Below are 24,866 nucleotides of genomic sequence, written 5' to 3' on the forward strand. Positions count from 1 at the left end.
TTGTCAGATCACCACATTACGCACAAACCGCGCCACTACCGCCCCATCGTTGTGATAGGAATGCGGCTGATTACTGGCAAACATGAAGAACTCACCGGCTGCGATTTTCTGTGGCTGATCGCCGAGCATCAGGGTCAGGCAGCCTTCGAACACATAGAGCTGTTCGCTCCAGCCTTCCGCATCCGGTTCCGAGGGATAATGTTCGCCCGGTTCCAGGCGCCATTCCCACAGTTCAACTTCGCGGGTGGCGGTGGCTTTCGACAATAGCACCGCTTTACTGCCAGGAATGGTGCCAGCCCAGGCCAGTTCGTTGATGCGGCTCGGGTCGCGGGCATCCGGGGCCTGGATCAGGTCGCTGAAGGCTACATCCAGCGCTTCGGCCACGCGATCGAGGGTGGTCAGGCTGACATTCTTCTCGCCGGCCTCGATGGCTACCAGCATACGACGGCTGACCCCGGACTTTTCGGCCAGGGCGCTCTGGCTCATGTCAGCGGCGTGACGCAGACGTCGAACGTTCTGGCTGACGTGCTGGAGGACCGACGCCCGTTGGGTGGAATCTTTGTGCACTATATTGCTCACTTGATGGTATTGCGCAGTATACTGCCCAACTTCCGGCGCATTGTGCGTCTCCCTCAGGTAGCGCGCAAGGTCATGACGTCGGTGAACTCCTCCCCTGCTTCCTCCCGTTTCTCACGGTTCAGTAAAGCTGAATGCGTGTTGGTGCTGATCACCATGATCTGGGGCGGGACCTTTCTGCTAGTGCAGCATGCGATGACCGTCAGCGGGCCGATGTTTTTCGTCGGCCTGCGTTTTGCGGCAGCGGCGAGTCTTGTGGCGCTGTTCTCCTGGCGTCATCTGCGCGAACTGACCTTGTTCGAACTCAAGGCTGGGGCGTTTATCGGCGTGGCGATCATGCTCGGTTATGGCTTGCAAACCGTGGGTTTGCAGAGCATCCCCAGCAGTCAGTCGGCGTTCATTACCGCGCTGTATGTGCCGTTCGTGCCGTTGCTGCAATGGCTGGTGCTGGGGCGGCGTCCGGGGTTGATGCCGAGCATCGGGATCATGCTGGCCTTTACCGGGTTGATGCTGCTGTCGGGACCTGCCGGTGCGGCTCTCAATTTCAGCCCCGGTGAAATCGCTACATTGATCAGCGCCGTGGCGATTGCGGCAGAGATCATTCTGATCAGCACGTATGCCGGCCAGGTCGATGTGCGCCGGGTGACGGTGGTGCAACTGGCGGTGACGTCGGTGCTGGCATTTTTGATGGTGGTGCCGACTCAGGAAGTGATTCCGGGGTTCTCCTGGTTGTTATTGTGCAGCGCGCTGGGGCTGGGCGCGGCGAGTGCGGCGATTCAGGTGGCGATGAACTGGGCGCAGAAAAGTGTGTCGCCGACGCGAGCGACGCTGATCTATGCCGGTGAACCGGTGTGGGCCGGGATTGCCGGGCGGATTGCCGGGGAGCGGTTGCCGGCGATTGCGTTGGTGGGGGCGGGATTGATTGTGGCGGCGGTGATTGTCAGTGAGTTGAAGACCAAGGGTAAGGCGGTTCTTGAGGTTGAGGACGATCTGGATCGCGAAGCCGAGCACTGATCGTTCCCATGCTCTGAGTGGGAATGCAGCCCGGGACGCTCCGCGTCCGAAGAGCGGACACAGAGCGTCCATTGAGGCATTCAACGCGGGAGCGTGGGAACGATCGAACCGGACCGTTGAAACAATGTGAAGCAGGAGTTTTCTGTTTACCTCGTAGGATTTCTGCGACAGCTTGGCGTTTGGTGATCCGGGAGCTGGCACGTATGATGCTTAACAAACTTCCGCAGATTAGAAGCCTATGTCCCTGATAGTTCTACTGCTTCTGCCTTTCATAGGCAGCTGTCTGGCAGCGGTGCTGCCGCACAACGCGCGTAATACCGAATCGCTGTTGGCTGGCGTGGTGGCCCTGATCGGCACCATCCAGGTCGCCCTCTTGTACCCGCAAATCGCCCATGGCGGCGTGATCCGCGAAGAGTTTTTCTGGCTACCGAGCCTTGGCCTGAACTTCGTTCTGCGCCTGGACGGTTTCGCCTGGCTGTTCTCGATGCTGGTGCTGGGCATTGGCACGCTGGTTTCTCTGTACGCCCGTTATTACATGTCACCGGACGATCCGGTGCCGCGTTTCTTCGCGTTTTTCCTGGCGTTCATGGGCGCCATGCTGGGGTTGGTGATTTCCGGCAACCTGATCCAGATCGTGTTTTTCTGGGAACTGACCAGCCTCTTCTCATTCCTGTTGATCGGCTACTGGCACCACCGCGCCGATGCGCGACGTGGCGCCTATATGGCGTTGATGGTCACCGGTGCCGGCGGCTTGTGTTTGCTGGCGGGGGTCATGCTGCTCGGCCATGTGGTCGGCAGCTATGACCTGGACAAGGTCCTGGCCGCCGGCGATCTGATTCGCGCACATGCCCTCTACCCTATTCTGCTTCCCCTGATCCTGATCGGCGCCCTGAGTAAAAGTGCGCAATTCCCCTTCCACTTCTGGCTGCCCCACGCCATGGCGGCGCCGACACCGGTTTCTGCCTATCTGCACTCGGCGACCATGGTCAAGGCCGGGGTCTTCCTGCTCGCACGCCTGTGGCCGTCGCTCTCCGGCAGTGAAGAATGGTTCTACATCGTCAGCGGCGCCGGCGCCTGTACGCTGTTGCTCGGCGCTTACTGCGCGATGTTCCAGAACGACCTCAAAGGCCTGCTGGCCTACTCGACCATCAGCCACCTGGGCCTGATCACTTTGCTGCTGGGGCTGAACAGTCCGCTGGCCGCCGTGGCCGCGGTGTTCCACATTCTCAACCACGCCACCTTCAAAGCTTCGCTGTTCATGGCTGCCGGGATCATCGACCACGAAAGCGGCACCCGGGACATTCGCAAACTCAGCGGCCTGATCAAACTGATCCCGTTCACCGCCACCCTGGCCATGGTCGCCAGTGCCTCCATGGCCGGCGTGCCGCTGCTCAACGGTTTCCTGTCAAAAGAGATGTTCTTCGCCGAGACCGTGTTCATCAACGCGACGGCCTGGATCGAGATGACCCTGCCAATCGTCGCGACCATCGCCGGGACGTTCAGCGTCGCCTACTCTCTGCGCTTCACCGTCGATGTGTTCTTCGGCCCGACCGCCACTGACCTGCCGCACACCCCGCACGAGCCGCCACGCTGGATGCGCGTGCCGGTGGAATTGCTGGTGTTCACCTGCCTGGTGGTGGGGATTTTCCCGGCGCAAGTGGTCGGCCCGTTGCTCGCGGCGGCGGCATTGCCGGTGGTGGGCGGCACGCTGCCTGAATACAGCCTGGCGATCTGGCACGGCTGGAACGCACCGATGATCATGAGCCTGATCGCCATGTCCTGCGGCGTCGTGCTTTATCTGCTGTTGCGTAATCAGCTCAAGCGCGGGCGCTTCGTCTATCCGCCAATCATTGGCCGGTTCAATGGCAAGCGCCTGTTCGAGCGCAGCCTGGTGATCATGATGCGCCTGGCTCGACGTCTGGAGCGACTGATCAACACCCGGCGCCTGCAAACCCAGCTGTTTCTGGTGGTGCTCACCGCGGTGCTGGCCGGGTTGATCCCGATGCTGAACAGCGGCCTGAGCTGGGGCGACCGGCCGAAAATTCAGGGCTCGATCGTGTTCGTGATCCTCTGGCTGTTGGCGATTGCCTGTGCCCTTGGCGCGGCGTGGCAAGCCAAGTATCACCGGCTCGCGGCCCTGACCATGGTCAGCGTCTGCGGCCTGATGACCTGCGTGACCTTCGTCTGGTTCTCGGCGCCGGATCTGGCGCTGACGCAACTGGCGGTGGAAGTGGTGACCACGGTGTTGATCCTCCTCGGCCTGCGCTGGCTGCCGCGACGGATCGAAGAGGTCTCGCCGTTGCCGAGCAGCCTGCGCAAGGCACGGGTTCGAAGGGTTCGCGACCTGGCGCTGTCGATTGTGGTCGGTGGCGGCATGGCGCTGCTGTCCTACGCCATGCTGACCCGTCAGACGCCCAACGACATTTCATCGTTCTACCTCAGTCGCGCCCTGCCCGAAGGCGGCGGCAGCAACGTGGTCAACGTGATGCTGGTGGATTTCCGTGGCTTCGATACCCTCGGCGAAATCACCGTGCTGGTGGCGGTGGCCCTGGCCGTGTTCGCCCTGTTGCGACGCTTCCGCCCGCCGAAAGAAAGCCTGCAGCTGCCGGCCCAACAGCGCTTGCTGGCGCCCGACGTGGTCACCGACCTGGTCAACCCGCGTCACGCCAGCGACACCGCGCTCGGTTTCATGATGGTGCCAGCGGTGCTGGTCCGTCTGCTGCTGCCGATTGCGTTTGTGGTGTCGGTCTACCTGTTCATGCGCGGGCACAATCAACCCGGTGGCGGTTTCGTCGCAGGTCTGGTGATGTCGGTGGCATTCATCCTGCAATACATGGTCGCCGGCACCCAGTGGGTCGAGGCGCAAATGAGCCTGCGACCGCTGCGCTGGATGGGCACCGGGCTGCTGTTCGCCACGGTCACCGGGCTTGGGGCGATGACGGCTGGGTATCCCTTCCTCACCACCCACACCTGGCATTTCGCATTGCCGCTGCTGGGCGATATTCACATCGCCAGCGCGCTGTTCTTCGACATCGGCGTGTACGCCGTGGTGGTCGGCTCGACGCTATTGATCCTCACCGCCCTCGCCCACCAATCGGTACGCGGTCATAAAACCAGCGCGCAACCCAAGCCCGTGGCCAAAGCCGTTGTCACTCAAGGAGCCATCTGATGGAAGAAGTCATCGCAATCGCCATCGGTGTGCTGGCCGCCTCCGGCGTGTGGCTGGTACTGCGGCCACGGACATTCCAGGTGGTCATGGGCCTGTGCCTTCTGTCTTACGGCGTCAACCTGTTCATCTTCAGCATGGGCAGCCTGTTCATCGGCAAGGAGCCGAACATCAAGGACGGCGTGCCTCAGGACTTGCTGCATTACACCGATCCATTGCCGCAGGCGCTGGTGCTAACCGCGATCGTCATCAGCTTCGCCATGACCGCGCTGTTCCTGGTGGTGCTGCTCGCCTCCCGGGGCCTGACCGGTACCGACCATGTGGATGGCCGGGAGCCTAAAGAATGAATCCGATGGCGCACCTGATCGCAGCCCCCATTCTGCTGCCACTGCTGACCGCCGCGGTGATGCTGATGCTCGGCGAGAAACACCGTCCGTTAAAAGCCAAAATCAATCTGCTCTCCAGCCTGCTGGGGCTGGGCATTGCCGTGATGTTGCTGCAATGGACGCAAACCACCGGCGTACCCGGTTCCATAGGCGTGTACCTGCCGGGCAACTGGCCGGTGCCGTTCGGTATTGTGCTGGTGGTCGATCGTCTGTCGGCGCTGATGCTGGTGCTGACCGGGATCATCGGCGTCAGCGCGTTGCTGTTCGCCATGGCCCGCTGGGACGGCGCCGGTTCGAGTTTTCACGCGCTGTTTCAGATTCAGTTGATGGGCCTGTACGGCGCCTTCCTGACGGCGGACCTGTTCAACCTGTTCGTGTTTTTCGAAGTGCTGCTGGCCGCTTCCTACGGGCTGATGCTGCACGGTTCGGGCCGGGCGCGGGTGTCGTCGGGGCTGCATTACATCTCGATCAACCTGCTGGCCTCGTCGCTGTTTCTGATTGGCGCGGCGTTGATCTACGGCGTTACTGGCACGCTGAACATGGCCGACCTGGCGCTGAAAATCCCGCTGGTGCCGGAAGCCGATCGCGGCTTGCTGCATGCCGGCGCGGCCATTCTGGCGGTGGCGTTCCTGGCCAAGGCCGGGATGTGGCCATTGAATTTCTGGCTGGTGCCGGCCTACTCCGCGGCCAGCGCGCCAGTGGCGGCGATGTTCGCGATCATGACCAAGGTCGGCGTCTACACCTTGCTACGCCTGTGGACGCTGCTGTTTTCCGGGCAGGCCGGGGCATCCGCGTACTTCGGTGGCGACTGGCTGATCTACGGCGGCATGGCGACCATCGTCTGCGCCGCCGTGGCGATCCTCGCCGCGCAACGCCTCGAACGCATGGCCAGCCTGAGCATTCTGGTGTCGGCAGGCATTCTGTTGTCGGCCATCGGTTTCGCCCAGCCGAACCTGATCGGCGCGGCGTTGTTCTATCTGGTCAGCTCGACCCTGGCCTTGAGCGCACTGTTCTTGCTGGCTGAATTGATCGAGCGCTCGCGTTCGGCCAACGAAATGCCACTGTTCGATGACGGCGAGCTGCTGCCACGACCCCTGGAAGCCTTGCAGCCACCCAAAGGCTTCAACCTCGATGACGACCGCAAAGCCGTGGTCGGCCAGGTGATTCCCTGGACCATGGCTTTCCTCGGTTTGAGCTTCATCGCCTGCGCCCTGCTGATCATCGGCATGCCGCCGCTTTCCGGGTTTATCGGCAAACTCAGTCTGCTCAGCGCCCTGCTCAATCCGCTGGGTCTGGGTAATGGCAGCGACGAACCGATATCGAATGGCGCGTGGGGTTTGCTCGTCCTGTTGATTCTGTCCGGGCTGGCCTCGCTGATCGCTTTTTCGCGTTTGGGCATCCAGCGTTTCTGGACCCCGCAAGAGCGCCCATCGCCCTTGCTGCGCCGCTTGGAATGCGTGCCGATCGTCATTCTGCTGGGGCTGAGCATTGCGTTGACGTTCAAGGCTGAACCGCTGCTGCGCTACACCCAAGCGGCGGCCGATGCATTGAACAACCCGCAGCAATACGTGATGGCGGTGCTCGGCACCCGTGTGATTCCAGGCCCGCAAGCCAAGACAGCGCTGCTGGAGGTGCAACCATGAAGCGTCTGTTTCCTGCACCCTGGTTGTCGCTGGCATTGTGGTTGCTGTGGCTGGTGTTGAACCTGTCGATGAGCCCCGGCAATCTACTGCTGGGCGCCATGCTGGGGTTCTGCGCGCCGTTGATGATGCGTAAGCTACGGCCGCTGCCGATCCGCATTCGTCGACCCGGGGTGATCCTGCGCTTGTTCTTGCTGGTCGGGCGCGACGTGCTCGTGTCCAACCTCGCCGTGGCCTGGGGCGTACTCAACGCGGGCCGTCGTGCGCCCCGCTCGCGGTTCATCAAGGTGCCGCTGGATTTGCGCGATGCCAACGGCCTGGCCGCGCTGTCGATGATCTGCACGGTGGTCCCCGGCACGGTCTGGTCGGAGCTGGCGCTGGATCGCAGCATTCTGTTGCTGCACGTCTTCGATCTGGATGACGAAAGCCAATTCATCCAGCACTTCAAGACGACCTACGAACGCCCCTTGATGGAGATCTTCGAATGAGCGCCTTGCTGTCGAATGCGATCCTGCTGAGCCTGTTCCTCTTTTCGATGGCGATGATTCTGACCCTGATCCGGCTATTCAAGGGCCCGTCGGCTCAGGATCGGGTTCTGGCCCTGGATTACCTGTACATCGTCGCCATGCTGATGATGCTCGCACTGGGCATTCGTTATGCCAGTGACACTTACTTCGAGGCGGCGCTGCTGATCGCCCTGTTCGGCTTCGTCGGCTCGTTTGCCCTGGCCAAATTCCTGCTGCGTGGCGAGGTGATCGAATGAGGCCTGAACTGTCTCTGTGGGTGGAAATCGCGGTGGCGATTCTGTTGGTGCTCAGCAGCCTGTTTACGCTGATTGGTGCGGTTGGGCTGCTGCGGATGAAGAATTATTTCCAGCGCATGCACCCGCCGGCGCTGGCCTCGACCTTGGGCGCGTGGTGCGTGGCATTGGCTTCGGTCATTTACTTTTCGGCGCTCAACTCGACGCCGGTGCTGCATGCCTGGCTGATTCCGGTTCTGCTGGCGATCACCGTGCCGGTGACCACACTGCTGCTGGCCCGGGCGGCGCTGTTTCGCAAGCGCATGGCGGGGGATGATGTGCCGGCTGAGGTGAGTAGTCGGCGGACGGAAACGGGGAGTTAAATCCGCGGGTTTGTGTTGAATGGCAGGGCCTCTTCACGCCCTGAGCCTTTCCGTCAACACGGTTTTGTTGTGTCCGGCTCGCTGGTCAAAGGCGAGCCGTGCCGGAGCAAGGCCTGTAAATAAGCCTTTTCGTCGTACACGGTGCAGGTCTTCCAGCACCGATAAACGATCCGGATCCACCGAAGGCGACAGTCGTGTCACCTTAAATCCAGGCCACTGCCAACAATCCGGCCCCCAACACCACACACAACGGCGAATACGCCCACGTATCCAGCCGGGCAAACCTCGAGCCCTTCTCCTGCTTGAAGAACCCCACCAAATTCGAATCGCCTATCGCCCGGGCGAACATCAGCATCGCGATCGCGCTGATCACCCATTGCAGCGACCAATGATGCACCGTGGGCAGATACAGCCCGACCCGCAGGCACACCAGCATCGCGATCAGCAGTAAACCCACCGCCACCAGCAACGTGGCAAAGCCTGACGGCTTGAACGCGGGCCTTGATGCCTCACCGCCCTCCCCGGGCACGCGCGGCACCGCCGCCTCGCTCCCCCACTTGCCACCTGCCGCCCAGTACAGATGCACCAGGCTGATCAATAAGAAGATTGCAGCAATCCATTGCGCGACCAAAAGGCTCATATTCAGAGATCCAGCGTGAAATGTCGCAGCAGGATGAACTTCCTTGCGCGTTTTTGTAAGGGTATTCGCTATAGACGGTAGCTCTGCTGCAAACGCGATTAAAAGCGCTCCCCCGTAAGAGCTGCCGCAGGCTGCGATCTTTTGATCTTTTTTTTCAAGCCAGGTCAAAAGATCACAGCCTGCGGCAGCTCCTACGGGGTTTATTTCAGGGCGGCAGAGACTTTGTCTGCCACATCCTTCGGCACCCAGGCCTGCCACACGTCCGGGTGCGCCTTCATGAAGGCCTGCGCCGCTTGACGTGGCGGGGTGTGTTTTTCACTCATGTCAGCCAGGGCCTTGTTCAACGCATCGATCGGTAAATCGACCTTGGTAAAGAACTCGGCAATCTGCGGGTACTGTTTCTGGAATGGCGTGGACACGCCGATGGACAGCTTCGAGGGCAACGAACGTGTCGGTTTCGGATTGGGGTTGTCGGCGTCTGTCAGGGTTTTCCAGGCTTCGCCGTCAAACGGCGGCTCTTGCAGCTGAATCAGCTTGAAACGGCCGAGCAACGGCGTCGGTGACCAGTAATAGAACAGGACTGGCTTGCCGCGACGAATCGACGAACTGATCTCTGCGTCCAGCGCCGCCCCCGAACCACTGCGAAAGTTCACGTAGCTGTCGTCCAGCCCATACGCCTTGAGCTTCTGCTTGTTGACCACCTCCGACGTCCAGCCGATCGGGCTGTTGAGGAAGCGCCCCTTGCCCGGGGTTTCCGGGTCTTTGAACACGTCCTTGTAGCGCGGCAGATCGCTGACACTGCGCAGGTCCGGCGCCATCGCCTTGATGCCCTTGGCCGGATCGCCCTTGATCACGTACTCCGGCACCCACCAGCCTTCGGTGGCGCCCTTGACCGTATCGCCCAGGCTCGCGACTTTGCCCTCGGCTTCAGCCTTGACCCAGACCGGGCTGCGACCGGCCCATTCTTCGCCAATGACCTGAATGTCATTGTTGGCCAGTGCGGTCTCCAGGGTAATGGTCGTCCCCGGCAAGGTGTCGGTCGGCAACCCATAGCCCTTCTCGACGATGATCCGCAGGATATCGGTGATCAGGCTGCCGCTTTCCCAGTTCAGATCGGCGAAATGAATCGGTGCCTGGGCAGCGAATACCGGAACGGGTGAAGCCAATAAACCAAACGTGGCCAGGACAGTGGCCAGCAACCGTCGAAATCCCTTCATGCTTTTGCACCTCGTGCTGTTCACAGCAATAGCAGGATGGCCTGACAAAGAAGACCGCAAGCCTCTGAATACTCAGTCATCTGACTGTAGTTGAGGTTCCTGCTTTCGAGGGGCGAGGATTAACTTTCGGAAAGTTCCTGCAAGCGGGCAAGCTCTCTTCTGACCATGCCGGCGTACGCCGCCGGACGCAACAGGTAGATCTGTGACGCCACCCAACTCAGCCAGGCTCCCTGCAGAACGGCCTTTTGCGCCAACAAGCGCTGCGCCTCGGCGTGGGCACTGGCCTGGTTCTGTTCGTGGAAATCAGCGCGGGTCAGGGTCATTACTCGCTGGCCTTGAAGGTCACCAGTTCACCTTTACGCCACTTGGCGGCCTTGGCGGTCACGGCTTTCAGTGTTTTGGTCAGGCCTTCCTGCAATTGTTGATGGGCCGCGAACACCATCACCACGCTATGACCTTCCTTGAACACAATGCCGTGACCGTCCGCGGTGGTCACGAACGCGTAATCCCCCAGCCCATACACCGTCAGCTTGATTTCGCGGAACTTGATGTCCAGTTTGCCGCCTTCGCGGCTGGGCAATACGGAGGCGCTGAAATGATCGCCGACCTTGAGTTTGAGCCCTGGTTTGTCATCCACCACCAGCGCTGATTCGGTGTCGAGCTCGGCAATGTAAATGCCTTCGGCGTTCTGTTCGGTGATGTAGACGAAACGTGACTGAAACTGTTTAACCAGCTTTGCGCGCAAATCGCCCAGTACGAACAAAGCATGCATATCGAGATTACTTACTGCCAAGGAACCATCCCCACATCTGAAAATGACGTCGTACGCCGCAAAGGCGCACAACAGAAAAAAGCGGCAATGCCGAGGTATAGCCAGATAATCCGGGAATGAGCAGAGGGCCCATTCATCGCGAGGTTGAGAAGGTTACTGGAACATGCCTCACGTCGTCTTGCCTGGCGGTCGTCAGATACTGAAGGAAAAGTCCCTTCTGACGGCCAGAGAAAACCGGATTACTAACTTTAGGGAAAAATCTCTTTAAAAAAAGCACTTTTCCGACATATCGCCAGTAAAAAATTGCTTTAGATGGGCAGCAAACGCCAACCGTTAATGACGATTCTAGAGCAGCCATGCTCAACGAGACTACCCAAAACAACGTACACACGTCGGTAAAACCACGAAAAGGACTTCATATGTGCACACTGACTCATTTCGTCCAGCCTTACACACGGCAGACAAACGGCTCATCTCCTCTGCATTCGATGGGGCTCCACAAGCAGGACTTCCTGCCTGAAGAGCCTCTACTCCCACGTTTTCAGGTGGTATTGGCCGGCACTGCCTTTTTCCACATCAGAGAAATATCCACCGGATGTGTAAGAGGTTTCCGCGGCAACCATAACGAAGCCTGCGCCCTTGCCCGTTCACTCGAGGCACGTAGCTGGCCCTTCATTCCATAGACGTTTCGTCACACCGGCGACTTAACTCAGCCGCCGGCAGGCAACTACTGCCATACTGCCCGCCCCATGAAACCCGCCCCCCGGGGCGGCGTTTCACCACAATTGTTTCCAAGGGAAGACTGCTACGTGACGGAATTTGATATCGGTGAATTTTTTATCCGGGGCGAAGCCAGAGAAGTCGAAGGCGAATTCCAGGCAGTCATTATCATGCGTGCCAAACCGCCGTTGACCACTGTGACGTATCACCAGGTCGAAAAGGATCGCTGGTTCAAGACTGCGGATGTCGCGACCGTCGCTGCCCAGGAAGCCGCAAAAGCCCTGAAGCTTGCCGTCGATGAAGGGGCATTGAACGCCTGAGACGGGTGTGGACACACAGCCAGGTACAAACGGGGACAGCGCGATGTGCATGGCCGCCAGTGCAACGAGACAGGGAACAGCCTATTTCCCGGCCTGAGAGATGTCTGCGGCGTGCCAGTCCTGCACAGATAGCACGCCTTTATCTCGACAACGGGTCAGATCAGCTTGCGTTTGACCGCTTCATCAAGCGTGCTCTGGGTCAGGTGTGTGAGCACCGCGTCCCCACGCTCATTGAACGGCAAGCCGACAATCAGCAAAACCTGCATCCAGGTACGAGTCCTCTCCTGCTTGACGATTTTGCCCAACACGTTGCCTTCCCGATCCTTGAACACCGTTTCCAGCGTGAAGGTGTTGCTGAACGTTGTCGGAATCACGAAGAGCGTGAAGCCTGTCAGCCAGGCACTCGCGATATTCCCCTGCTCGTTATTGGTCAAAGTACTCGTCACGTACAGGCTCGAGTCGACCTTGTCCGTAGTCACGCTCTTGAACTGCCCGGACTCCTTGAAGGTTTCCAGCATCTTCTGCTCCACCAGCGCCGCATTGCCGACGCCACCTGACAGTTCGCCGTTGAATTGCTGCTGGGTGGTTACGTGCAGATAAGCAATGGGCTTGTCCTGCCGCGCTTGCACGAGTGGCCACTGATCCACCGGCGCCAACTCATGCTGGGAGTAAGAAATGCAGCCCGTCAGGGTGCTGCTGACCAAAAACAGCAAAAACAATAGGTACTTATTCATGTGCAGCCAGTTCCTTTGACGGTGTACGCAATTGAGGGGTGGCACTGGCCAGTAATTGAGCGATCAAGTCGCGCAACTGGGAACCGCCCAGACGCGGATTGAGGTAGTCGGCGTTCCACATGCCGACATTTTTGTCGAGCTTGACCTGCTCGACCGACCTGGCCAGTTGCTTGCCCTGACGGTCTTCGATGATCAGTTCGCCGGCGAGGTCGTATTTGTCGACGTAAATCGGCCCATCAACCCAGATCCAGAGGGTCAACGTCACCAGCGCTCCGGGGATGTAAGCCGGGTGCACGGTACGTTTGCCTGCCAGTGAGGTCAGGTTGAACTTGAGCACCACGTCGTCTTCGCCAGCCTTGACCGGGAATACCACGATTCGCTTGAAGTAGTCGCTTTTATCGACATAGGCGCTGACCTGCTCGGTCAGTTGTCGGCTGCCGGCGACACGCACCTTGTCATCCAGCTCGGGGGCGGAAATCACCACGTCACTGATCTCGGCACTACGATCAAGGGTGGAAGACGCGGGCTTCAAGGGCTCGCCAATGGGACCCAGCGGCGTGAAAGACACGCAGCCGGTCAACGACAGGCCAAGTGCGATGGCCATCAGATAAACAAGACGCTTCACTGCTTACATCCTTTTCATGCGGGATCGGGGGCGGGTCGAGTTGAAAGAAGATCACGCAACGGATGGGGCGGATCGGCACCGCAAGGCGCTGAACTTGAGACGACGACATCCATGTACGGACTCTTTGAATGGCGCCTTGGTGACGCCAGAAACGCGACCGCATCGTAATCGCTGGAACAACGACAGGCAATTGCTCGTTGCCATCACTGGTGGCAAATTCTGAAAAAGCTGCTAAACCCCTATCGAACTCTAGGCGCGACGGATTATCGGCAAGGAGATGAAGATGGATTCACCCACTCATGATTTGAAAGGCCTGTTCGACCAGCTCGGCCTGGATTCCAGCGAAAAAGCCATCGACGATTTCATTGCCCGTCATTCCCCCTTGCCCGATGACCAGAAACTCATCGACGCCGAGTTCTGGACCCCACAACAAGCAGGCTTCCTCAAGGAACAACTGCGTGAAGACGCCGATTGGGCGCATGTGGTCGACGACCTGAACCTGCGCATGCACCAGATCCATTAGCCCGGGACTCAATGCAGGCTGTCGGACCTCTCACCGAGGACGCTCTGGTTTGTAACCCAAGCGCAAACCACCCCAATGGCGGCCCTTGAGCATGATCGGCACCGACAGGTCGTGCATCAGTTCACCGGTGTCGCGGGTGTAAGTCTGCAACAACACGGCCTGTTGATGGCTGCCACAGCGGATCACGGTGCGGTCGGCGAATTTGCGTTTGGTGCGGTTTTGCAAGGTATCGACCTGCACATCACCGGTAGATCAATCGAAGTGAGTGAGATTTTTCGGACGAAAAAAAGCTTCGCGGGCAAGTCGGATCGCCGCACCGCTCTTACAGGGTTCACGTAATCCTGTAGGAGCGAGCGGTGCGGCGATCCGACTTGCCCGCGAAGGGGGCGCTACGAAATCAGGCCTGACGCTGGTGCTTGTCGATCTGTTCGTGACGCTCTTGGGCTTCGATGCAGTACTTGGTGGTCGGGCTGATCAGCAGGCGTTTCAGGCCAATGGCCTCGCCGCTGTCATCGCACCAGCCGAAGCTGTCTTCCTTGATGCGCTCCAGGGCCTGTTCCAACTGAGGCAGCATGCGCTGATCGCGATCGATCGCGTTCACCAGCCAGGTGCGCTCTTCTTCGACGGAAGCCGCGTCAGCCGGATCGGCCGGGGTGTCCAGGCTCTCGATGGCGATGCGATTCTGTTCGATGCGCTCGTGGGTTTCGACTTTCATGTTCTGCAACAGCTCTGAGAAAAAAGCATGTTGCTCGGCATTCATGTAGTCATCCGCCGGCATGGCCAGCAACTTGTCCTTTGTCATTGATATCTCTATAAAAAAACGTGCATTAAGGCGAATTAGGGAGCGATCCGTTGAACCTTTAGCGGTCATTGGAAAGGCGCCGTTTATTCCAAGCGCCACCCGGCACTCAATTTACGAGGGGCGGCAGTCTAAGGCCGACTTGAGGCCTCAGCAACTGAAAAGACAGCAAATTTGTGCGACAAAGCCCTGAAAGTGCGCTATGGCAGGCTTTAAGGCGCTTATCGGAGTGCGTTTATAGCAAGAAATTCAGTCGCACGGCTGTATATAGAAGACAAACGGCCGCGCCACGCGGATCAGGCGTGGCGCATTTACGCATTTCATCCGGTTCAGCGCTTGAGTTTGCGCGTGTTGCGGTATGGGTCAATGACCACCGCGCCACCCTCATCAGCCCGCCGCTTCTACCTGAGGTAAAGCGGCGTAGCAGTGTCTGAACAGCGTCAGTGCGTGAGCAAGGCAATCAGAATGATGATCGGGATCGGTACACCGAGAAAGAACAGCAGTAATGAGCGCATTGGGGTTCTCCTGGGTTAACGAACAGGTGGCAGCGTCGTGGTTGTGGTGGTGGTCACGTAGGTATCGGCTTCCAGATACTCCACGGCATCCCGACGACGACCGCCGAAAGTCGCGGCGAGGCTGGCAAAAAAAGCACCGGCCAGCAACGTGACGAACATCCACAACGCCATCACCGCTGCGACTTTGGCGGCGGTGTCAGCCGTTTGTTGCGCGGCCAGTTTGGCGTCGGCGACGGCTTTTTGGGTGCGCGCATAGACTTCATCGACTCGACGCTCGGCGTCCGCTTGCGTGAGGTTGGTCCGCTGCGCGACCAATTGCGTCAGGTAGGCCCGATCTTCGGCCGCCAGTTGACCGTCGTTGCTCAGGCTGCGCGCGAAGATCCGGGTGACGGTAGCATTGACGGCATCATCGCTGACCGCGACTGGCCGATCATCGCGAAACAGGCTGTCGATGAAGTACCCGTACGGATCACTGTCGGTATTGCCGACAGCATTGCCGGCGGCTTGGGACATGGCGCTGGCGGCACCGCTGGCGACCGTCGCCCCGGCCTGCACGCCGCCGCTGACGATACTGCTGACCGAACCGACCACCAGGGTCGCAGTGACCAGTGTCGCGACACACCAAGCCAGAAAGCCATGGGCCGTGTCACGGAAATAGACTTCATCGCTGTGCATGTAGGCCCACCTCACCCGCAGACGACCGGCGATGTAACCACCGAGTCCGGACGCGACAATTTGGGTGAACGCCAGCCAGACAATCGTCGAGATACCCAGGCCCTTGGCGCTGACGCCTTCATGGGCCCACGGCGAAACGGCCGAAAAACCCAGACCGACCCCAAGCAGCACGAGGATCAGCGACAATGCCGCAGCCGCTGCGGCCCCGGCGAAGATAGCCGCCCAGGACACGCCCGAGAGCGTGCTGAACTCATCTGCGGCAGGATAAAAACCATCAGAGGATCTGTTCATTGTTGTAGTGCTCCAGGCAGGTGTTACAACTCGTCAAACGAGTAATTGCAGCCAACGTGCCAGTCGCGCCACTGAAATAAATCGTTCTATTTCAATGATTTGAAAACAATGAACTTCTCAGGGGTCATGCAGTTTGCAAGGAGCAGGTCTAATCGACGGGTTTTATGCATTGCGTTAGTCGCGCTGAGTTGGGGCCGCAAACGAATTACTTGCGCTTGTAGCTCTTGTTGCCGCTGGGCGTCAGGCAATACACCCCGCCTCTTGGCCCGGTGCAGAACGTGCCGGTGCCGCAGGCGCAGCCATCGGAATCCTGCAGCAGCGTCTGCGGTCGCGCTTGGTCTTTACTGCCAAACATCGCCGAGCAACTTTTCTTCGAACCGCTGATGGAGCCGTCATTGCACAGGAACAGATCGCCGTCGCAACGATCGATGCCGCCCTTCTTCCCCGAACATGGCGTGTTGGCAGCCCAGGCGGATGAGCCAAACACGCACAACAACAGTAGAAACATTGGCATCCCGCCACGAACCATTAAAGTGCGCATAGTGCAGCTTCCCTTTAGAGTCATGGCCGGATGATATCAATGTTCCAGGCAGACTCACGACGCAACATGAAAGTTATTTTAAAAAGCCGCGCGTAATTCTTGGCAAAATGAGCCCCACTTCGTATTGAACCGATTATCAGGCAAGCCCTATGACCCGCATCTTGACCATCGAAGACGACGCTGTGACCGCCCGGGAAATCGTCGCCGAACTGAGTAGCCACGGCCTCGACGTGGATTGGGTCGACAATGGCCGTGAAGGCCTTGCGCGCGCGGTCAGCGGCGACTACGACCTGATCACCCTCGACCGCATGCTGCCGGAGCTCGATGGTCTGGCGATCGTCACCACCCTGCGCACCATGGGGGTTGCCACGCCGATCCTGATGATCAGCGCCCTCTCCGATGTCGATGAACGGGTGCGCGGCCTGCGCGCCGGCGGCGACGATTACCTGACCAAACCGTTCGCCACCGATGAAATGGCCGCCCGGGTCGAAGTCTTGCTGCGCCGGCAGAACACCGTGACCGCCCAGGCCACCACCTTGCGCGTGGCCGATCTGGAGCTGAACCTGATCAGCCACGAAGCCAGCCGCGACAGCCAGTTGCTGACGCTGTTGCCCACCGAGTACAAGTTGCTGGAATTTCTGATGCGCAACACCGGGCAGATTCTGTCGCGGATGATGATTTTCGAAGAGGTCTGGGGTTATCACTTCGACCCTGGCACCAACCTGATCGACGTGCACATCGGCCGTCTGCGCAAAAAGATCGACCCGCCAGGCAAAGTCCCACTGATTCGGACGGTGCGAGGCTCGGGTTATGTCATTGCTGAACCCCTCTAAAGGCTGGCGTTCCTCCAGCAGCCGCTTGCTGGCGCTCTACAGTTCGCTGTTCGTGGCCTGGAGCGGGATTCTCATGGGGGTCATGTATTACGAGGTGTCCAGCTACCTGGACACCCTGGCCAAGCATTCGCTGATGCAACGCCAGCATCTGTTTTCCCGCTTCCAGGGCGAGCAACTGGAGGACGCCCTCGCCGCCAGCGTGACCTTCGACGTTCGCGGCATCGATGCCTATGGCCTGTTCGATGATCAGCAGCGCTACCTCATCGGCCCCTTGCGCCAGATCCCCCAAGGCCTGCCGCTGGACGGCAAGATTCACATCCTCAGCGACTGCGTCGACGCCGACGACCCGACCCTGCCCGCCGACAGTTGCGACGCCGTGGCGACCCGGACCCTGGACGGGCGCTGGCTGGTGCTGGTGCGGGACAACGGTTCGCTGTTTGCCGTGACCCGGATCATCCTGCACGCGCTGCTGTGGGGCGTGTCGCTGACCATTCTGCCCGGCATCGCCGGCTGGCACTTATTGAGGCGGCGCCCACTGCGGCGGATCCGGGCGATCCAGGCCAGCGCCGAAGCCATCGTCGCCGGCGACCTGACCCGGCGTCTGCCGCTGTCCAACCGCCGTGACGAGCTGGACATGCTCGCCGCCATCGTCAACGCCATGCTCGAACGCATCGAGCGCTTGATGAACGAGGTCAAGGGCGTGTGCGACAACATCGCCCATGACCTGCGCACACCGTTGACGCGCCTGCGGGCGCAGTTGTACCGGATTCAACAGCAGGCTGACGACGGCTCGACGCTGGCCGTGCAACTGGATTGCGTGCTCGGCGAGGCCGATACCTTGATGGCGCGTTTTCGCGGTTTGCTGCGAATTTCCGAGCTGGAGGATCGCCAGCGCCGTTCAGGCTTTGTGCAACTGGACCCGGTGCCGTTGCTGCAAGAGCTGCACGACTTTTATCTGCCACTGGCCGAAGAAGGCGAACTGACCTTTGAACTGCAACTGCCCGAGTCCCTGCCCCAACTCAACGGCGACCGGGCGTTGCTGTTCGAGGCCTTGGCGAATCTGCTGAGCAACTCGATCAAATTCACACCGCCAGGTGGCGAGGTGATTTTGCGTGGGTTGAATGACGCTGGGCATTCGCGAATTGAAGTACTCGACTCCGGCCCTGGCATTGCGCTGACCGAACGTGAGGCGGTGTTTCAGCGTTTCTATCGCGCCGAGGGCGGTAGCCCGAAAAGCGGTTTCGGGCTGGGGTTGTCGATCGTCGCGGCGATTGTCAGCCTGCATGGGTTTACGCTGGAAGTCGGCAGTAGCGAACTAGGTGGTGCGCTGTTAGTGCTGGATTGCAGGCAGAACCTGATTCCCGAGGCCTTACCCAAAATATCCTGAACTGACACATAACCTGTGGGAGCGGGCTTGGGCCGGGAAACTGGATTCAATACCCTGGAACATCGCGCAGAAACACCGGTAAATCGGTGATCGGCGGCATGGCCGGAATCTCGAAGTACATCTGGACCACCCAACCGCGGTGATAACTGGCGTGGTTGATCACATGCAACAGCATCGCGCCAGCGCTCATGACCCCGCTTTCCCCCGAGACAGAGGTGAATTCGATGGGTTTATCCAACGAGTCATCAGTCTGCGCCGAGCTCCACCCACAGAACCATTGATCGATCTCCTGTTGCGCCATTCGCAGCTCATTGAGTTCGGTATGGAGCAGGTCATGGGACGTTTTGAAATCATGACCTCGGCCCTCCAGATGCGCTTGCCAGATGCAGTCGACCACGTAGATGTGGTTCAAGGTGCCGATGATGTTGTTGAACACCGACACCCGTTTGCGATTGAGCTCTTCCGGGGGCAGCGCCATGAGGCTGTCGAAGAGTCGCTGATCGGCCCAGCGCCTGTAATCGGCGAGCAGGCGGGCAGTGCGTACATTTATCATCAGAGGTCTCCCATGACGATGGGCGCATTGCCAAGAATAGCCTTCGCGGCTGGCAGCATCATAAACGCTGATCATCGGTCACGCCGTAGGTGGTCATCAGGCATTCGCTATCAACGCTCACCTGCCCCCACTCTCGAAGAGCAGATCACGATAGATGGCGAAGCCCGATCTTTTGATTCTGATCCGCTTTCGCCAGTGCCTAAGCGCCTAACGTGCGGTTCTGAGCAGTCGCTGGTGCCTATGTCGAATCGGCAGGGAACTCCTGAGCGCTGCCAGGCATCCTAAATTATGTGTTACTTCCTTTACGCTTTCGGAGGACGCCGTCATGCGCCGTCTGTTGCTCATATCTTCACTAGTGCTTTGTTTGCCCGTTGGTTCGGCCATGGCCGATGTAGATGCAAAAGATGTCGCCACCTCGGCCGGGGTCTCCGCATCGCTGTACTCGACGTTCAAGGATGACAAAATCGTGATTCCCGCACGGGATGACGCCTCTAGCTTCGTGGCAAGTGGCGGCACGATTCGTGGCGTTTACCTGGAGTCGGTGTTGAAGGAAATTCGACTCAATCATCCTGACCTCAAGGCCAGCGATGAAGATCTGGCCAGAGCGATCCTCGCTCAGTAAGGTCCAGCCGCCAAGCCGCAAAAGTCGGCAGTGGGGCTCGCAACACCGGATCGTGTTCGGGCCCTATATCGCTTGCGCCCCGATGGGCAAGCGCGCCCAGTCGGCAACCAGCTGGGCACTGATGCTGACGCCGCCGCACACCACAATCACCACATCTTGGGCCTTGGCAATGGCCGGATGGTCGAGGTACGCCACCGCCAATGAAACGCCGCACGCCGGTTCGACCAACTGACGCAGGTCGTTGGCGTAACGAACCACGCCCATGATCGCTTCATCGTCGCTGAGCACCACGCATTCGTGTGCAAAATCGAGGATGTGCTGTACTGGCCAGGCCGCCACTTGCGCCGCGCCGAGTGACGTGGCGACGGTATCGATGCGCGGCAATCGGATCGGGTGACCAGCACTCACGGCGGCCGCGAAAGACGCCGCGCCCTGGGTTTCGCAAGCCACGATTCGACAATCCATGCGCTGATGACGAATCAGTCCAGTGAGCAGACCCGCCAGCAAACCGCCGCCCCCCACTGACGTTACCAACGCATCGACCTGAGGACAGTCCTCGAGGATTTCATCGATCATCGTGCTGTGCCCTTCCCACAACACCGGATGATCGAAGGCTGGCACGTATTCGGTGTCCGCACCCTGTGCAAGCTCTTTCGCCCGTTGGTTGGCTTCGTCCCAGACCTTGCCGTGGACGATCACTTCGGCACCGGTTTTCCTGATCCGGGCGCAAGTGGTTTCCGGGGTCGTGTTCGGCACCACGATGCAAGCTTTCAGCCCAAGGCTGGCAGCGGCCACGGCGGTGGCCAAACCGGCATTACCACCCGAAGGACAGACGACTTTACGTTTGCCCTGCTCCGCTGCCTGACTGCACAGCAAGCCCATGCCGCGCAGTTTGAATGAACCGCTGGGTTGCAGGTTTTCCAGCTTGAGCCAGATTCGCCGGGCCGGGGTCGACAGGTCGGGGTGCAGAATCAGGGGCGTTCTGATGTGAAGCATTGTGTGATCCTTGTGGTACTCCCGGTTCGTCGAGATTTTCAACAAACAGAGAGTGAATAGATAGCATCAGCTTTATCCAAGCTTAGTTCACCCTGCCCTGTGGCTATCGTCCTGGCCATGACACGATGCCGCGTCGAATGACCGAACAACCATGCAGAAGCTGCCGCGGCTGCGATCTTTCAATGCAGCCTGCGCTAGCTTCTACACTGGTTTTACGTCCTTGCGAAGTCAGTCATGAAAATCTCGGCCAAACTCGCGTTTTTCACCCTCGTCAGCACCCTTGCCTACCTCGCTCTCGCGGTGTTCGGACTGGGCGGGTTGGCAGCTTTTTTCTCGCACCCGCCACTGGTGATCATTGCGCTTGCCACCCTGGTGATGGCGATCGTGTCATTGTTCAGCGAGGGCAACCTGAGCGCCGGCGAACGTGAAGATCGGGGCAATCGCTGGGTGCTGCCAGTTTTCGGCGTGCTTGGGTTGTTGAGCGGGTATCTGCCGGCCTACACCGACCGGATCGATTTCTGGGCCTTCGGTGGCGAGGGCGTGCGTTGGCTGGGCGCGCTGCTTTTCATCGGCGGCGGCGCGCTGCGGATGTGGCCGGTGTTTGTGCTGGGCAAACGCTTCAGCGGCCTGGTGGCGATTCAGCCGGGGCACCGCCTGGTCACCGACGGGGTTTATCGGACCTTGCGCAATCCCAGTTATCTGGGACTGCTGATCAATGGCGTGGGTTGGGCGTTGGCCTTTCGTTCCGGGGTCGGGTTGCTGCTGGTGGCGCTGACGTTGATCCCGTTGATCGCTCGCATTCGCTCCGAAGAAGCGTTGTTACGCGCGCAATTCGGCCATGAATATGAGGCTTACTGCGCCCGTAGCTGGCGATTGATTCCCGGTATCTACTGATACCCCACATTAAAGTGGGTACAGGCTGATTTGGCTGTGAAGATCCACTCGCGCTTCGACCGAGTGATAACTGGCCAAAGTGGCATGCGGGGTCTGGAGCGGATGAACATGGGTCGCGGTGATGACCATGACGTGACCACCCGCCGCTTCGCCTGCGCGAATCCCCACGGCGGCGTCTTCAAAAATCAGGCAATCGGTGGGTTCGACCCCTAACCGACGAGCGGCCAGCCGATAGCCCGCAGGGTCGGGTTTGCCAACGCTGACGTCTTCGGCGGTGACCATCACCCCAGGTTCGGGTATACCTGCCGCCGCCATTCGGCGCAAGGCCAGCGCCCGTGGCGCGGAGGTGACGATGGCCCATTGCTTAGTGGGCAGCGAGTTGAGGAAATTCGCCGCGCCGACTACCTCGACAATCCCTTGCACATCCTCGATTTCCGCCTCGGTGATCCACGCAGCTTCAGCTTCAGCGTCCACCCCCGGCAAGGCCAGACGGTTGATGGTGTCGATCGCGCGAACACCGTGGATGGTCGGCAGGAAGGTGTCGACGTCGATGCCGTGACGCAGCGCCCAGGTGGTCCAGATCCGCTCGGCGGCCGCGATGGAATTGAGGACGGTTCCGTCCATATCGAACAGGAACGCGCGGTACGAAGCGTTGAACACGGAGGCTTTAACGGACAAAGGGCGGACTTCCTTTCACAAGAACCAGATGAATATTTTCAAGTAATGTACATCAGCCCTGCTGGGGTCGGCTCGACTGCAAAGCGTTTTGCACACAATCGAGCAACTGCCCCACCGCCCAAGGCTTCTTGATGAACGCAACCGGATGCTTGACCCCGGAGCTTTTCGGGGTTTCGAAGCCAGACATGATCATGATCGGTTTGTCCGGCCAACGGTCGCCAAACTGATTGGCCAAATCCGCGCCATTGAGCTTGCCCGGCATGGTGATGTCCGTCAGCAACAGTCCCACCTGCGGCGCATGCTGCTCGAGAAACTGCGACGCGGCGTCCGCGCTGACCTTTGGTTCAACCGCAAAGCCTTCCTCCTGAAGAATTTCGCAAAGAAACTCCAGGATCAATGGGTCGTCCTCAACCACAAGAATCAAACTGTCAGACAAATGCGCGCCCGCCGTTGATACTGGACTCATGACTGTACTGCTCCCTGATCGCAAAATGATTTCGCAGGCTCACATCCGCCACCTATCACTTATGAGCAGCGGGCTTCGCGGAAATTCATTTTTGATACACCCGACTTGGATATTCTCCGTCCGGCCTGATCAATACGACCGTTTGTCAGCCCATAATTGTGGTTAAAATGCCGCCCCCCTCTGCATGGCCGACCTTGCCCGATGAACCCAGACGCCCTCTCCGTCCTCCACGACTATCTGCTGACAGCGCTCGCGGCTACCCCTGCAGAAACCCGTCGCTTGTTCCATGGCCGAGGCCGCTGCTGGCCGGGGCTGGAGCAATTGACTGTCGACTGGTTGCAGGGCGTGGTGCTGGTCTGCCTGTTCAAGGAGCCGCAAGCGTCTCACCTGGATGATTTGAAGCAGCGGCTGCTGGCAATCACGCAATCGCCTGCATGGGCGACATCCGGCGCGCATACCCTGCTGCTGCAACATCGATACCTGCAGGAAAGCACCACCGAATGGCTGCTCGGGGAGCCGATCGACGAGATGACGATCACCGAGGGCGACCTGCAGTATCGGGTCGACCTGGGCCGCAAACAGAACACTGGCCTGTTCCTCGACATGCGCTACGGCCGCGATTGGGTGCGGGCCAATGCTGATGGCAAGCGGGTGTTGAATCTGTTTGCCTATACCTGCGGATTTTCCGTGGCCGCCCTCGCGGGTGGCGCTGCGCATGTGGTCAATCTGGATATGGCTCGCTCGGCCCTGAGCCGTGGCCGCGACAATCACCGGCTCAACGGGCATGACCTGAGCAAGGTGAGTTTTCTCGGCCATGACCTGTTCAAGTCCTGGGGAAAAGTCATCAATAGCGGTCCTTACGACCTGGTGATCATCGACCCGCCGTCCTTTCAGAAAGGCAGTTTCTTGCTGACCAAGGATTATCAGCGCGTGCTGCGCCGCTTGCCGGAATTGCTCAGCCCTCAGGGCACGGTGCTGGCCTGCATGAACGATCCGGCTTTCGGTGCGGACTTCCTCATCGACGGCGTCACCCGCGAAGCGCCGAGCCTGCGGTTTGAGCAGCGGCTGGAGAATCCGCCGGAGTTTCCCGACGCCGATGTTGAGTGCGGGTTGAAGGCGTTGGTGTTCAAACAGGGCTAGATCAAAAGATCGCAGCCTTCGGCAGCTCAGAGTTTTGTGTACACCCGTAAGCTGCCGAAGGATCTTTTGATGTTGAGTTGGCCGGGGGGATTAGACTAATGGTACTTGAGTGCCAGCCACCGCCTTCTTACGATGGTTATACGTAGCGGTTGGAGGTTTAAGGCCGTTGCGTAGGTGATGAGTGAACTGAACCCCAATAAGCTCACCACTTGTTTCATGCGCATCTTGAGCCTCTGGGCTCTACTTCCTCCCCATCAAAGAGCTTCGAGGCTCTTTTTTTGTCTCAAAAAGCATCGGCGCTGACCGGTCGGCAAAGGTGAATAGCCTGAGCCGCGTCGCAGCGCCCGGATGCACCGAAAAGATCACGACCAATCACCCGCGCAGCCTCCAGATGAACCGTCGGCGCCTGAATTTCCGAGTCGAACAACAGCTCGGACGTCACAACGCAGGCGCCGCAATAATCGAATATCCCATGGTCGATCTGCGTCTTCATGGCGTCGGCATAACCGTGGCGCGCATAGGTTCCCGCGTCGGCGCCGCCGACACCCACAAGGTGAACCCGCAGATGGCGAAGTTTCTTCTCCAACTTGGCATCCGCACTGAAATCGAATGCCCAGCCATTGGCGAACACCCGATCGATCCAGCCTTTGAGCAGCGCCGGCATCGACCACCAATAAACCGGATACACCAGCACCAGCGCATCGGCGCGATCAATCCTCGCCTGCTCGGCGACCACGTCGGCAGGGGGTGGGGCTTCCCGGTGATGGACGGCGAGATCGGCCGCGCCGAACCTCGGATCAAACCCTTGCGCCCAGAGGTCTGCGATTTCGAAGGAGTTGTCTGGATTGGCCCCGGATACACCTTCGGCGATGTGCCTCGCCAGGCTATGGGTGAGCGACTGAGGGTTATGGTGAGCCACAACGATGAGTGCATGCATGTCGAAAACTCCTGCTACGGAATGAATGATTGAGGGCTAGAAGCGAGCCTTATATACTCATGGTAAGTTATGATCAGTAAGCTA

30 protein-coding genes and 1 pseudogene are annotated in these 24,866 nt (G+C 59.4%); 15 read left to right on the forward strand and 16 right to left on the reverse strand.

From position 1 onward, the window contains the following. Positions 1-3 precede the first annotated feature (3 nt). Positions 4-567 (reverse strand): helix-turn-helix domain-containing protein, encoded by a 564-nt coding sequence (locus tag LOY56_RS16160; RefSeq protein WP_258615575.1) that lies wholly within the window; start codon positions 565-567, stop codon positions 4-6. A 15-nt stretch (positions 568-582) separates the two neighbouring features. On the opposite strand from LOY56_RS16160, the gene LOY56_RS16165 reads away from it, so the two are divergent. The 7 genes from LOY56_RS16165 to LOY56_RS16195 all read left to right on the forward strand — a co-directional run bounded on the left by LOY56_RS16165 (position 583) and on the right by LOY56_RS16195 (position 7,904). Beyond that, positions 583-1,590, forward strand: coding sequence for a DMT family transporter (locus tag LOY56_RS16165; protein ID WP_258622712.1), 1,008 nt, complete (start codon positions 583-585; stop codon positions 1,588-1,590). Positions 1,591-1,828: 238 nt separating this feature from the next. Further along, complete coding sequence (locus tag LOY56_RS16170; protein WP_258615577.1) at positions 1,829-4,759, forward strand: monovalent cation/H+ antiporter subunit A; 2,931 nt, start codon at positions 1,829-1,831, stop codon at positions 4,757-4,759. Next, entirely contained in the window at positions 4,759-5,103 is a 345-nt protein-coding gene (locus LOY56_RS16175; protein WP_008029186.1) for a Na+/H+ antiporter subunit C, read from the forward strand. The genes LOY56_RS16170 and LOY56_RS16175 overlap by 1 nt, the downstream gene beginning before the upstream one ends. Further along, on the forward strand, positions 5,100-6,785 hold the full coding sequence (locus LOY56_RS16180) for a monovalent cation/H+ antiporter subunit D (protein WP_258615579.1): 1,686 nt from the start codon (positions 5,100-5,102) through the stop codon (positions 6,783-6,785). The genes LOY56_RS16175 and LOY56_RS16180 overlap by 4 nt, the downstream gene beginning before the upstream one ends. Further along, positions 6,782-7,270, forward strand: a complete 489-nt coding sequence (locus LOY56_RS16185) for a Na+/H+ antiporter subunit E (protein ID WP_258615581.1) — start codon at positions 6,782-6,784, stop codon at positions 7,268-7,270. The genes LOY56_RS16180 and LOY56_RS16185 overlap by 4 nt, the downstream gene beginning before the upstream one ends. Then, entirely contained in the window at positions 7,267-7,545 is a 279-nt protein-coding gene (locus tag LOY56_RS16190) for a K+/H+ antiporter subunit F (protein ID WP_258615582.1), read from the forward strand. Before LOY56_RS16185 ends, LOY56_RS16190 begins: the two co-directional genes overlap by 4 nt. Continuing rightward, entirely contained in the window at positions 7,542-7,904 is a 363-nt protein-coding gene (locus LOY56_RS16195) for a Na+/H+ antiporter subunit G (RefSeq protein WP_258615584.1), read from the forward strand. The genes LOY56_RS16190 and LOY56_RS16195 overlap by 4 nt, the downstream gene beginning before the upstream one ends. A gap of 202 nt (positions 7,905-8,106) precedes the next feature. On the opposite strand, the gene LOY56_RS16200 is transcribed toward LOY56_RS16195, so the two are convergent. The 4 genes from LOY56_RS16200 to LOY56_RS16215 all read right to left on the reverse strand — a co-directional run bounded on the left by LOY56_RS16200 (position 8,107) and on the right by LOY56_RS16215 (position 10,554). Continuing rightward, the gene (locus LOY56_RS16200; RefSeq protein WP_048397043.1) at positions 8,107-8,544 is read right to left on the reverse strand and encodes a DUF3995 domain-containing protein; all 438 of its coding nucleotides are present in this window, start codon (positions 8,542-8,544) and stop codon (positions 8,107-8,109) included. A 200-nt stretch (positions 8,545-8,744) separates the two neighbouring features. Continuing rightward, a complete protein-coding gene (locus LOY56_RS16205) occupies positions 8,745-9,761 on the reverse strand; it encodes an ABC transporter substrate-binding protein (RefSeq protein WP_258615588.1) in 1,017 nt (338 codons plus the stop codon). A 119-nt stretch (positions 9,762-9,880) separates the two neighbouring features. Further along, positions 9,881-10,084, reverse strand: coding sequence for a hypothetical protein (locus LOY56_RS16210; protein WP_258615591.1), 204 nt, complete (start codon positions 10,082-10,084; stop codon positions 9,881-9,883). Beyond that, positions 10,084-10,554: a hypothetical protein gene (locus tag LOY56_RS16215; protein ID WP_007907879.1), complete on the reverse strand. Its 471-nt coding sequence runs from the start codon at positions 10,552-10,554 to the stop codon at positions 10,084-10,086. Before LOY56_RS16215 ends, LOY56_RS16210 begins: the two co-directional genes overlap by 1 nt. Before the next feature lie 398 nt (positions 10,555-10,952). Here LOY56_RS16215 and LOY56_RS16220 point away from each other — a divergent pair, with 398 nt between their 5' ends. Together LOY56_RS16220 and LOY56_RS16225 are read left to right on the forward strand one after the other, a co-directional pair. After that, positions 10,953-11,216, forward strand: coding sequence for a hypothetical protein (locus LOY56_RS16220; RefSeq protein ID WP_258622714.1), 264 nt, complete (start codon positions 10,953-10,955; stop codon positions 11,214-11,216). Between the two features lie 126 nt (positions 11,217-11,342). Next, positions 11,343-11,573: a hypothetical protein gene (locus LOY56_RS16225; RefSeq protein WP_258622716.1), complete on the forward strand. Its 231-nt coding sequence runs from the start codon at positions 11,343-11,345 to the stop codon at positions 11,571-11,573. A 155-nt stretch (positions 11,574-11,728) separates the two neighbouring features. Here the strand turns inward: LOY56_RS16225 and LOY56_RS16230 are convergent, their stop codons facing one another. Together LOY56_RS16230 and LOY56_RS16235 are read right to left on the reverse strand one after the other, a co-directional pair. Further along, positions 11,729-12,307: a hypothetical protein gene (locus LOY56_RS16230; RefSeq protein ID WP_258615595.1), complete on the reverse strand. Its 579-nt coding sequence runs from the start codon at positions 12,305-12,307 to the stop codon at positions 11,729-11,731. After that, the gene (locus tag LOY56_RS16235) at positions 12,300-12,932 is read right to left on the reverse strand and encodes a hypothetical protein (RefSeq protein ID WP_258615597.1); all 633 of its coding nucleotides are present in this window, start codon (positions 12,930-12,932) and stop codon (positions 12,300-12,302) included. The genes LOY56_RS16230 and LOY56_RS16235 overlap by 8 nt, the downstream gene beginning before the upstream one ends. Before the next feature lie 283 nt (positions 12,933-13,215). Here LOY56_RS16235 and LOY56_RS16240 point away from each other — a divergent pair, with 283 nt between their 5' ends. Beyond that, the gene (locus LOY56_RS16240) at positions 13,216-13,455 is read left to right on the forward strand and encodes a DUF2789 domain-containing protein (protein WP_258615600.1); all 240 of its coding nucleotides are present in this window, start codon (positions 13,216-13,218) and stop codon (positions 13,453-13,455) included. Positions 13,456-13,485: 30 nt separating this feature from the next. Here LOY56_RS16240 and LOY56_RS16245 read toward each other — a convergent pair. The 4 genes and pseudogenes from LOY56_RS16245 to LOY56_RS16260 form a co-directional block, all read right to left on the reverse strand. After that, a pseudogene (locus LOY56_RS16245) lies at positions 13,486-13,704 on the reverse strand (methyl-accepting chemotaxis protein); the annotation flags it as partial. A 148-nt stretch (positions 13,705-13,852) separates the two neighbouring features. After that, a complete protein-coding gene (locus LOY56_RS16250; RefSeq protein WP_007907888.1) occupies positions 13,853-14,257 on the reverse strand; it encodes a TraR/DksA family transcriptional regulator in 405 nt (134 codons plus the stop codon). A 527-nt stretch (positions 14,258-14,784) separates the two neighbouring features. Continuing rightward, positions 14,785-15,735 (reverse strand): hypothetical protein, encoded by a 951-nt coding sequence (locus tag LOY56_RS16255; protein WP_258615601.1) that lies wholly within the window; start codon positions 15,733-15,735, stop codon positions 14,785-14,787. 205 nt (positions 15,736-15,940) lie between these two features. Further along, positions 15,941-16,264 (reverse strand): hypothetical protein, encoded by a 324-nt coding sequence (locus tag LOY56_RS16260; protein WP_408980389.1) that lies wholly within the window; start codon positions 16,262-16,264, stop codon positions 15,941-15,943. A 161-nt stretch (positions 16,265-16,425) separates the two neighbouring features. On the opposite strand from LOY56_RS16260, the gene LOY56_RS16265 reads away from it, so the two are divergent. Both LOY56_RS16265 and LOY56_RS16270 read left to right on the forward strand, forming a co-directional pair. Continuing rightward, positions 16,426-17,109 (forward strand): response regulator transcription factor, encoded by a 684-nt coding sequence (locus LOY56_RS16265; RefSeq protein WP_048397077.1) that lies wholly within the window; start codon positions 16,426-16,428, stop codon positions 17,107-17,109. After that, positions 17,087-18,496 carry a HAMP domain-containing sensor histidine kinase gene (locus LOY56_RS16270; RefSeq protein WP_258615605.1) on the forward strand — a complete coding sequence of 470 codons (1,410 nt, stop codon included), beginning with the start codon at positions 17,087-17,089 and terminating at the stop codon, positions 18,494-18,496. Before LOY56_RS16265 ends, LOY56_RS16270 begins: the two co-directional genes overlap by 23 nt. A gap of 46 nt (positions 18,497-18,542) precedes the next feature. Here LOY56_RS16270 and LOY56_RS16275 read toward each other — a convergent pair whose 3' ends face one another. Beyond that, positions 18,543-19,049 carry a DinB family protein gene (locus LOY56_RS16275; protein WP_258615606.1) on the reverse strand — a complete coding sequence of 169 codons (507 nt, stop codon included), beginning with the start codon at positions 19,047-19,049 and terminating at the stop codon, positions 18,543-18,545. 325 nt (positions 19,050-19,374) lie between these two features. Between LOY56_RS16275 and LOY56_RS16280 the strand changes: the two genes are divergently transcribed. Next, entirely contained in the window at positions 19,375-19,671 is a 297-nt protein-coding gene (locus LOY56_RS16280; protein WP_258615608.1) for a DUF2388 domain-containing protein, read from the forward strand. A gap of 63 nt (positions 19,672-19,734) precedes the next feature. On the opposite strand, the gene LOY56_RS16285 is transcribed toward LOY56_RS16280, so the two are convergent. Then, entirely contained in the window at positions 19,735-20,667 is a 933-nt protein-coding gene (locus tag LOY56_RS16285) for a pyridoxal-phosphate dependent enzyme (RefSeq protein ID WP_258615610.1), read from the reverse strand. A 234-nt stretch (positions 20,668-20,901) separates the two neighbouring features. Here LOY56_RS16285 and LOY56_RS16290 point away from each other — a divergent pair, with 234 nt between their 5' ends. Then, positions 20,902-21,561, forward strand: coding sequence for an isoprenylcysteine carboxylmethyltransferase family protein (locus tag LOY56_RS16290; RefSeq protein WP_258615613.1), 660 nt, complete (start codon positions 20,902-20,904; stop codon positions 21,559-21,561). Between the two features lie 9 nt (positions 21,562-21,570). Here the strand turns inward: LOY56_RS16290 and LOY56_RS16295 are convergent, their stop codons facing one another. Further along, positions 21,571-22,239: an HAD-IA family hydrolase gene (locus LOY56_RS16295; RefSeq protein ID WP_258615614.1), complete on the reverse strand. Its 669-nt coding sequence runs from the start codon at positions 22,237-22,239 to the stop codon at positions 21,571-21,573. 52 nt (positions 22,240-22,291) lie between these two features. Continuing rightward, positions 22,292-22,705, reverse strand: coding sequence for a response regulator (locus LOY56_RS16300; RefSeq protein ID WP_258615616.1), 414 nt, complete (start codon positions 22,703-22,705; stop codon positions 22,292-22,294). A 201-nt stretch (positions 22,706-22,906) separates the two neighbouring features. Here LOY56_RS16300 and LOY56_RS16305 point away from each other — a divergent pair, with 201 nt between their 5' ends. Next, positions 22,907-23,845 carry a class I SAM-dependent methyltransferase gene (locus tag LOY56_RS16305; protein WP_258615617.1) on the forward strand — a complete coding sequence of 313 codons (939 nt, stop codon included), beginning with the start codon at positions 22,907-22,909 and terminating at the stop codon, positions 23,843-23,845. 283 nt (positions 23,846-24,128) lie between these two features. On the opposite strand, the gene LOY56_RS16310 is transcribed toward LOY56_RS16305, so the two are convergent. After that, positions 24,129-24,782 carry an NAD(P)H-dependent oxidoreductase gene (locus LOY56_RS16310; RefSeq protein ID WP_258615618.1) on the reverse strand — a complete coding sequence of 218 codons (654 nt, stop codon included), beginning with the start codon at positions 24,780-24,782 and terminating at the stop codon, positions 24,129-24,131. Positions 24,783-24,866: the final 84 nt, after the last annotated feature.

This window comes from Pseudomonas sp. B21-048, assembly GCF_024748615.1.
In the GTDB taxonomy this organism is placed as follows: Bacteria; Pseudomonadota; Gammaproteobacteria; order Pseudomonadales; family Pseudomonadaceae; genus Aquipseudomonas.

Coding starts and splice junctions, on each gene's coding strand:
- LOY56_RS16200 (WP_048397043.1), bottom strand. CDS start 8,544: ATGAGCCTTTTGGTCGCGCAATGGATTGCTGCAATCTTCTTATTGATC.
- LOY56_RS16250 (WP_007907888.1), bottom strand. CDS start 14,257: ATGACAAAGGACAAGTTGCTGGCCATGCCGGCGGATGACTACATGAAT.
- LOY56_RS16210 (WP_258615591.1), bottom strand. CDS start 10,084: ATGACCCTGACCCGCGCTGATTTCCACGAACAGAACCAGGCCAGTGCC.
- LOY56_RS16300 (WP_258615616.1), bottom strand. CDS start 22,705: ATGAGTCCAGTATCAACGGCGGGCGCGCATTTGTCTGACAGTTTGATT.
- LOY56_RS16175 (WP_008029186.1), top strand. CDS start 4,759: ATGGAAGAAGTCATCGCAATCGCCATCGGTGTGCTGGCCGCCTCCGGC.
- LOY56_RS16165 (WP_258622712.1), top strand. CDS start 583: ATGGTATTGCGCAGTATACTGCCCAACTTCCGGCGCATTGTGCGTCTC.
- LOY56_RS16260 (WP_408980389.1), bottom strand. CDS start 16,264: ATGGTTCGTGGCGGGATGCCAATGTTTCTACTGTTGTTGTGCGTGTTT.
- LOY56_RS16180 (WP_258615579.1), top strand. CDS start 5,100: ATGAATCCGATGGCGCACCTGATCGCAGCCCCCATTCTGCTGCCACTG.
- LOY56_RS16230 (WP_258615595.1), bottom strand. CDS start 12,307: ATGAATAAGTACCTATTGTTTTTGCTGTTTTTGGTCAGCAGCACCCTG.
- LOY56_RS16310 (WP_258615618.1), bottom strand. CDS start 24,782: ATGCATGCACTCATCGTTGTGGCTCACCATAACCCTCAGTCGCTCACC.
- LOY56_RS16270 (WP_258615605.1), top strand. CDS start 17,087: ATGTCATTGCTGAACCCCTCTAAAGGCTGGCGTTCCTCCAGCAGCCGC.
- LOY56_RS16190 (WP_258615582.1), top strand. CDS start 7,267: ATGAGCGCCTTGCTGTCGAATGCGATCCTGCTGAGCCTGTTCCTCTTT.
- LOY56_RS16205 (WP_258615588.1), bottom strand. CDS start 9,761: ATGAAGGGATTTCGACGGTTGCTGGCCACTGTCCTGGCCACGTTTGGT.
- LOY56_RS16305 (WP_258615617.1), top strand. CDS start 22,907: ATGAACCCAGACGCCCTCTCCGTCCTCCACGACTATCTGCTGACAGCG.
- LOY56_RS16255 (WP_258615601.1), bottom strand. CDS start 15,735: ATGAACAGATCCTCTGATGGTTTTTATCCTGCCGCAGATGAGTTCAGC.
- LOY56_RS16220 (WP_258622714.1), top strand. CDS start 10,953: ATGTGCACACTGACTCATTTCGTCCAGCCTTACACACGGCAGACAAAC.
- LOY56_RS16285 (WP_258615610.1), bottom strand. CDS start 20,667: ATGCTTCACATCAGAACGCCCCTGATTCTGCACCCCGACCTGTCGACC.
- LOY56_RS16275 (WP_258615606.1), bottom strand. CDS start 19,049: ATGATAAATGTACGCACTGCCCGCCTGCTCGCCGATTACAGGCGCTGG.
- LOY56_RS16195 (WP_258615584.1), top strand. CDS start 7,542: ATGAGGCCTGAACTGTCTCTGTGGGTGGAAATCGCGGTGGCGATTCTG.
- LOY56_RS16280 (WP_258615608.1), top strand. CDS start 19,375: ATGCGCCGTCTGTTGCTCATATCTTCACTAGTGCTTTGTTTGCCCGTT.
- LOY56_RS16170 (WP_258615577.1), top strand. CDS start 1,829: ATGTCCCTGATAGTTCTACTGCTTCTGCCTTTCATAGGCAGCTGTCTG.
- LOY56_RS16290 (WP_258615613.1), top strand. CDS start 20,902: ATGAAAATCTCGGCCAAACTCGCGTTTTTCACCCTCGTCAGCACCCTT.
- LOY56_RS16265 (WP_048397077.1), top strand. CDS start 16,426: ATGACCCGCATCTTGACCATCGAAGACGACGCTGTGACCGCCCGGGAA.
- LOY56_RS16240 (WP_258615600.1), top strand. CDS start 13,216: ATGGATTCACCCACTCATGATTTGAAAGGCCTGTTCGACCAGCTCGGC.
- LOY56_RS16185 (WP_258615581.1), top strand. CDS start 6,782: ATGAAGCGTCTGTTTCCTGCACCCTGGTTGTCGCTGGCATTGTGGTTG.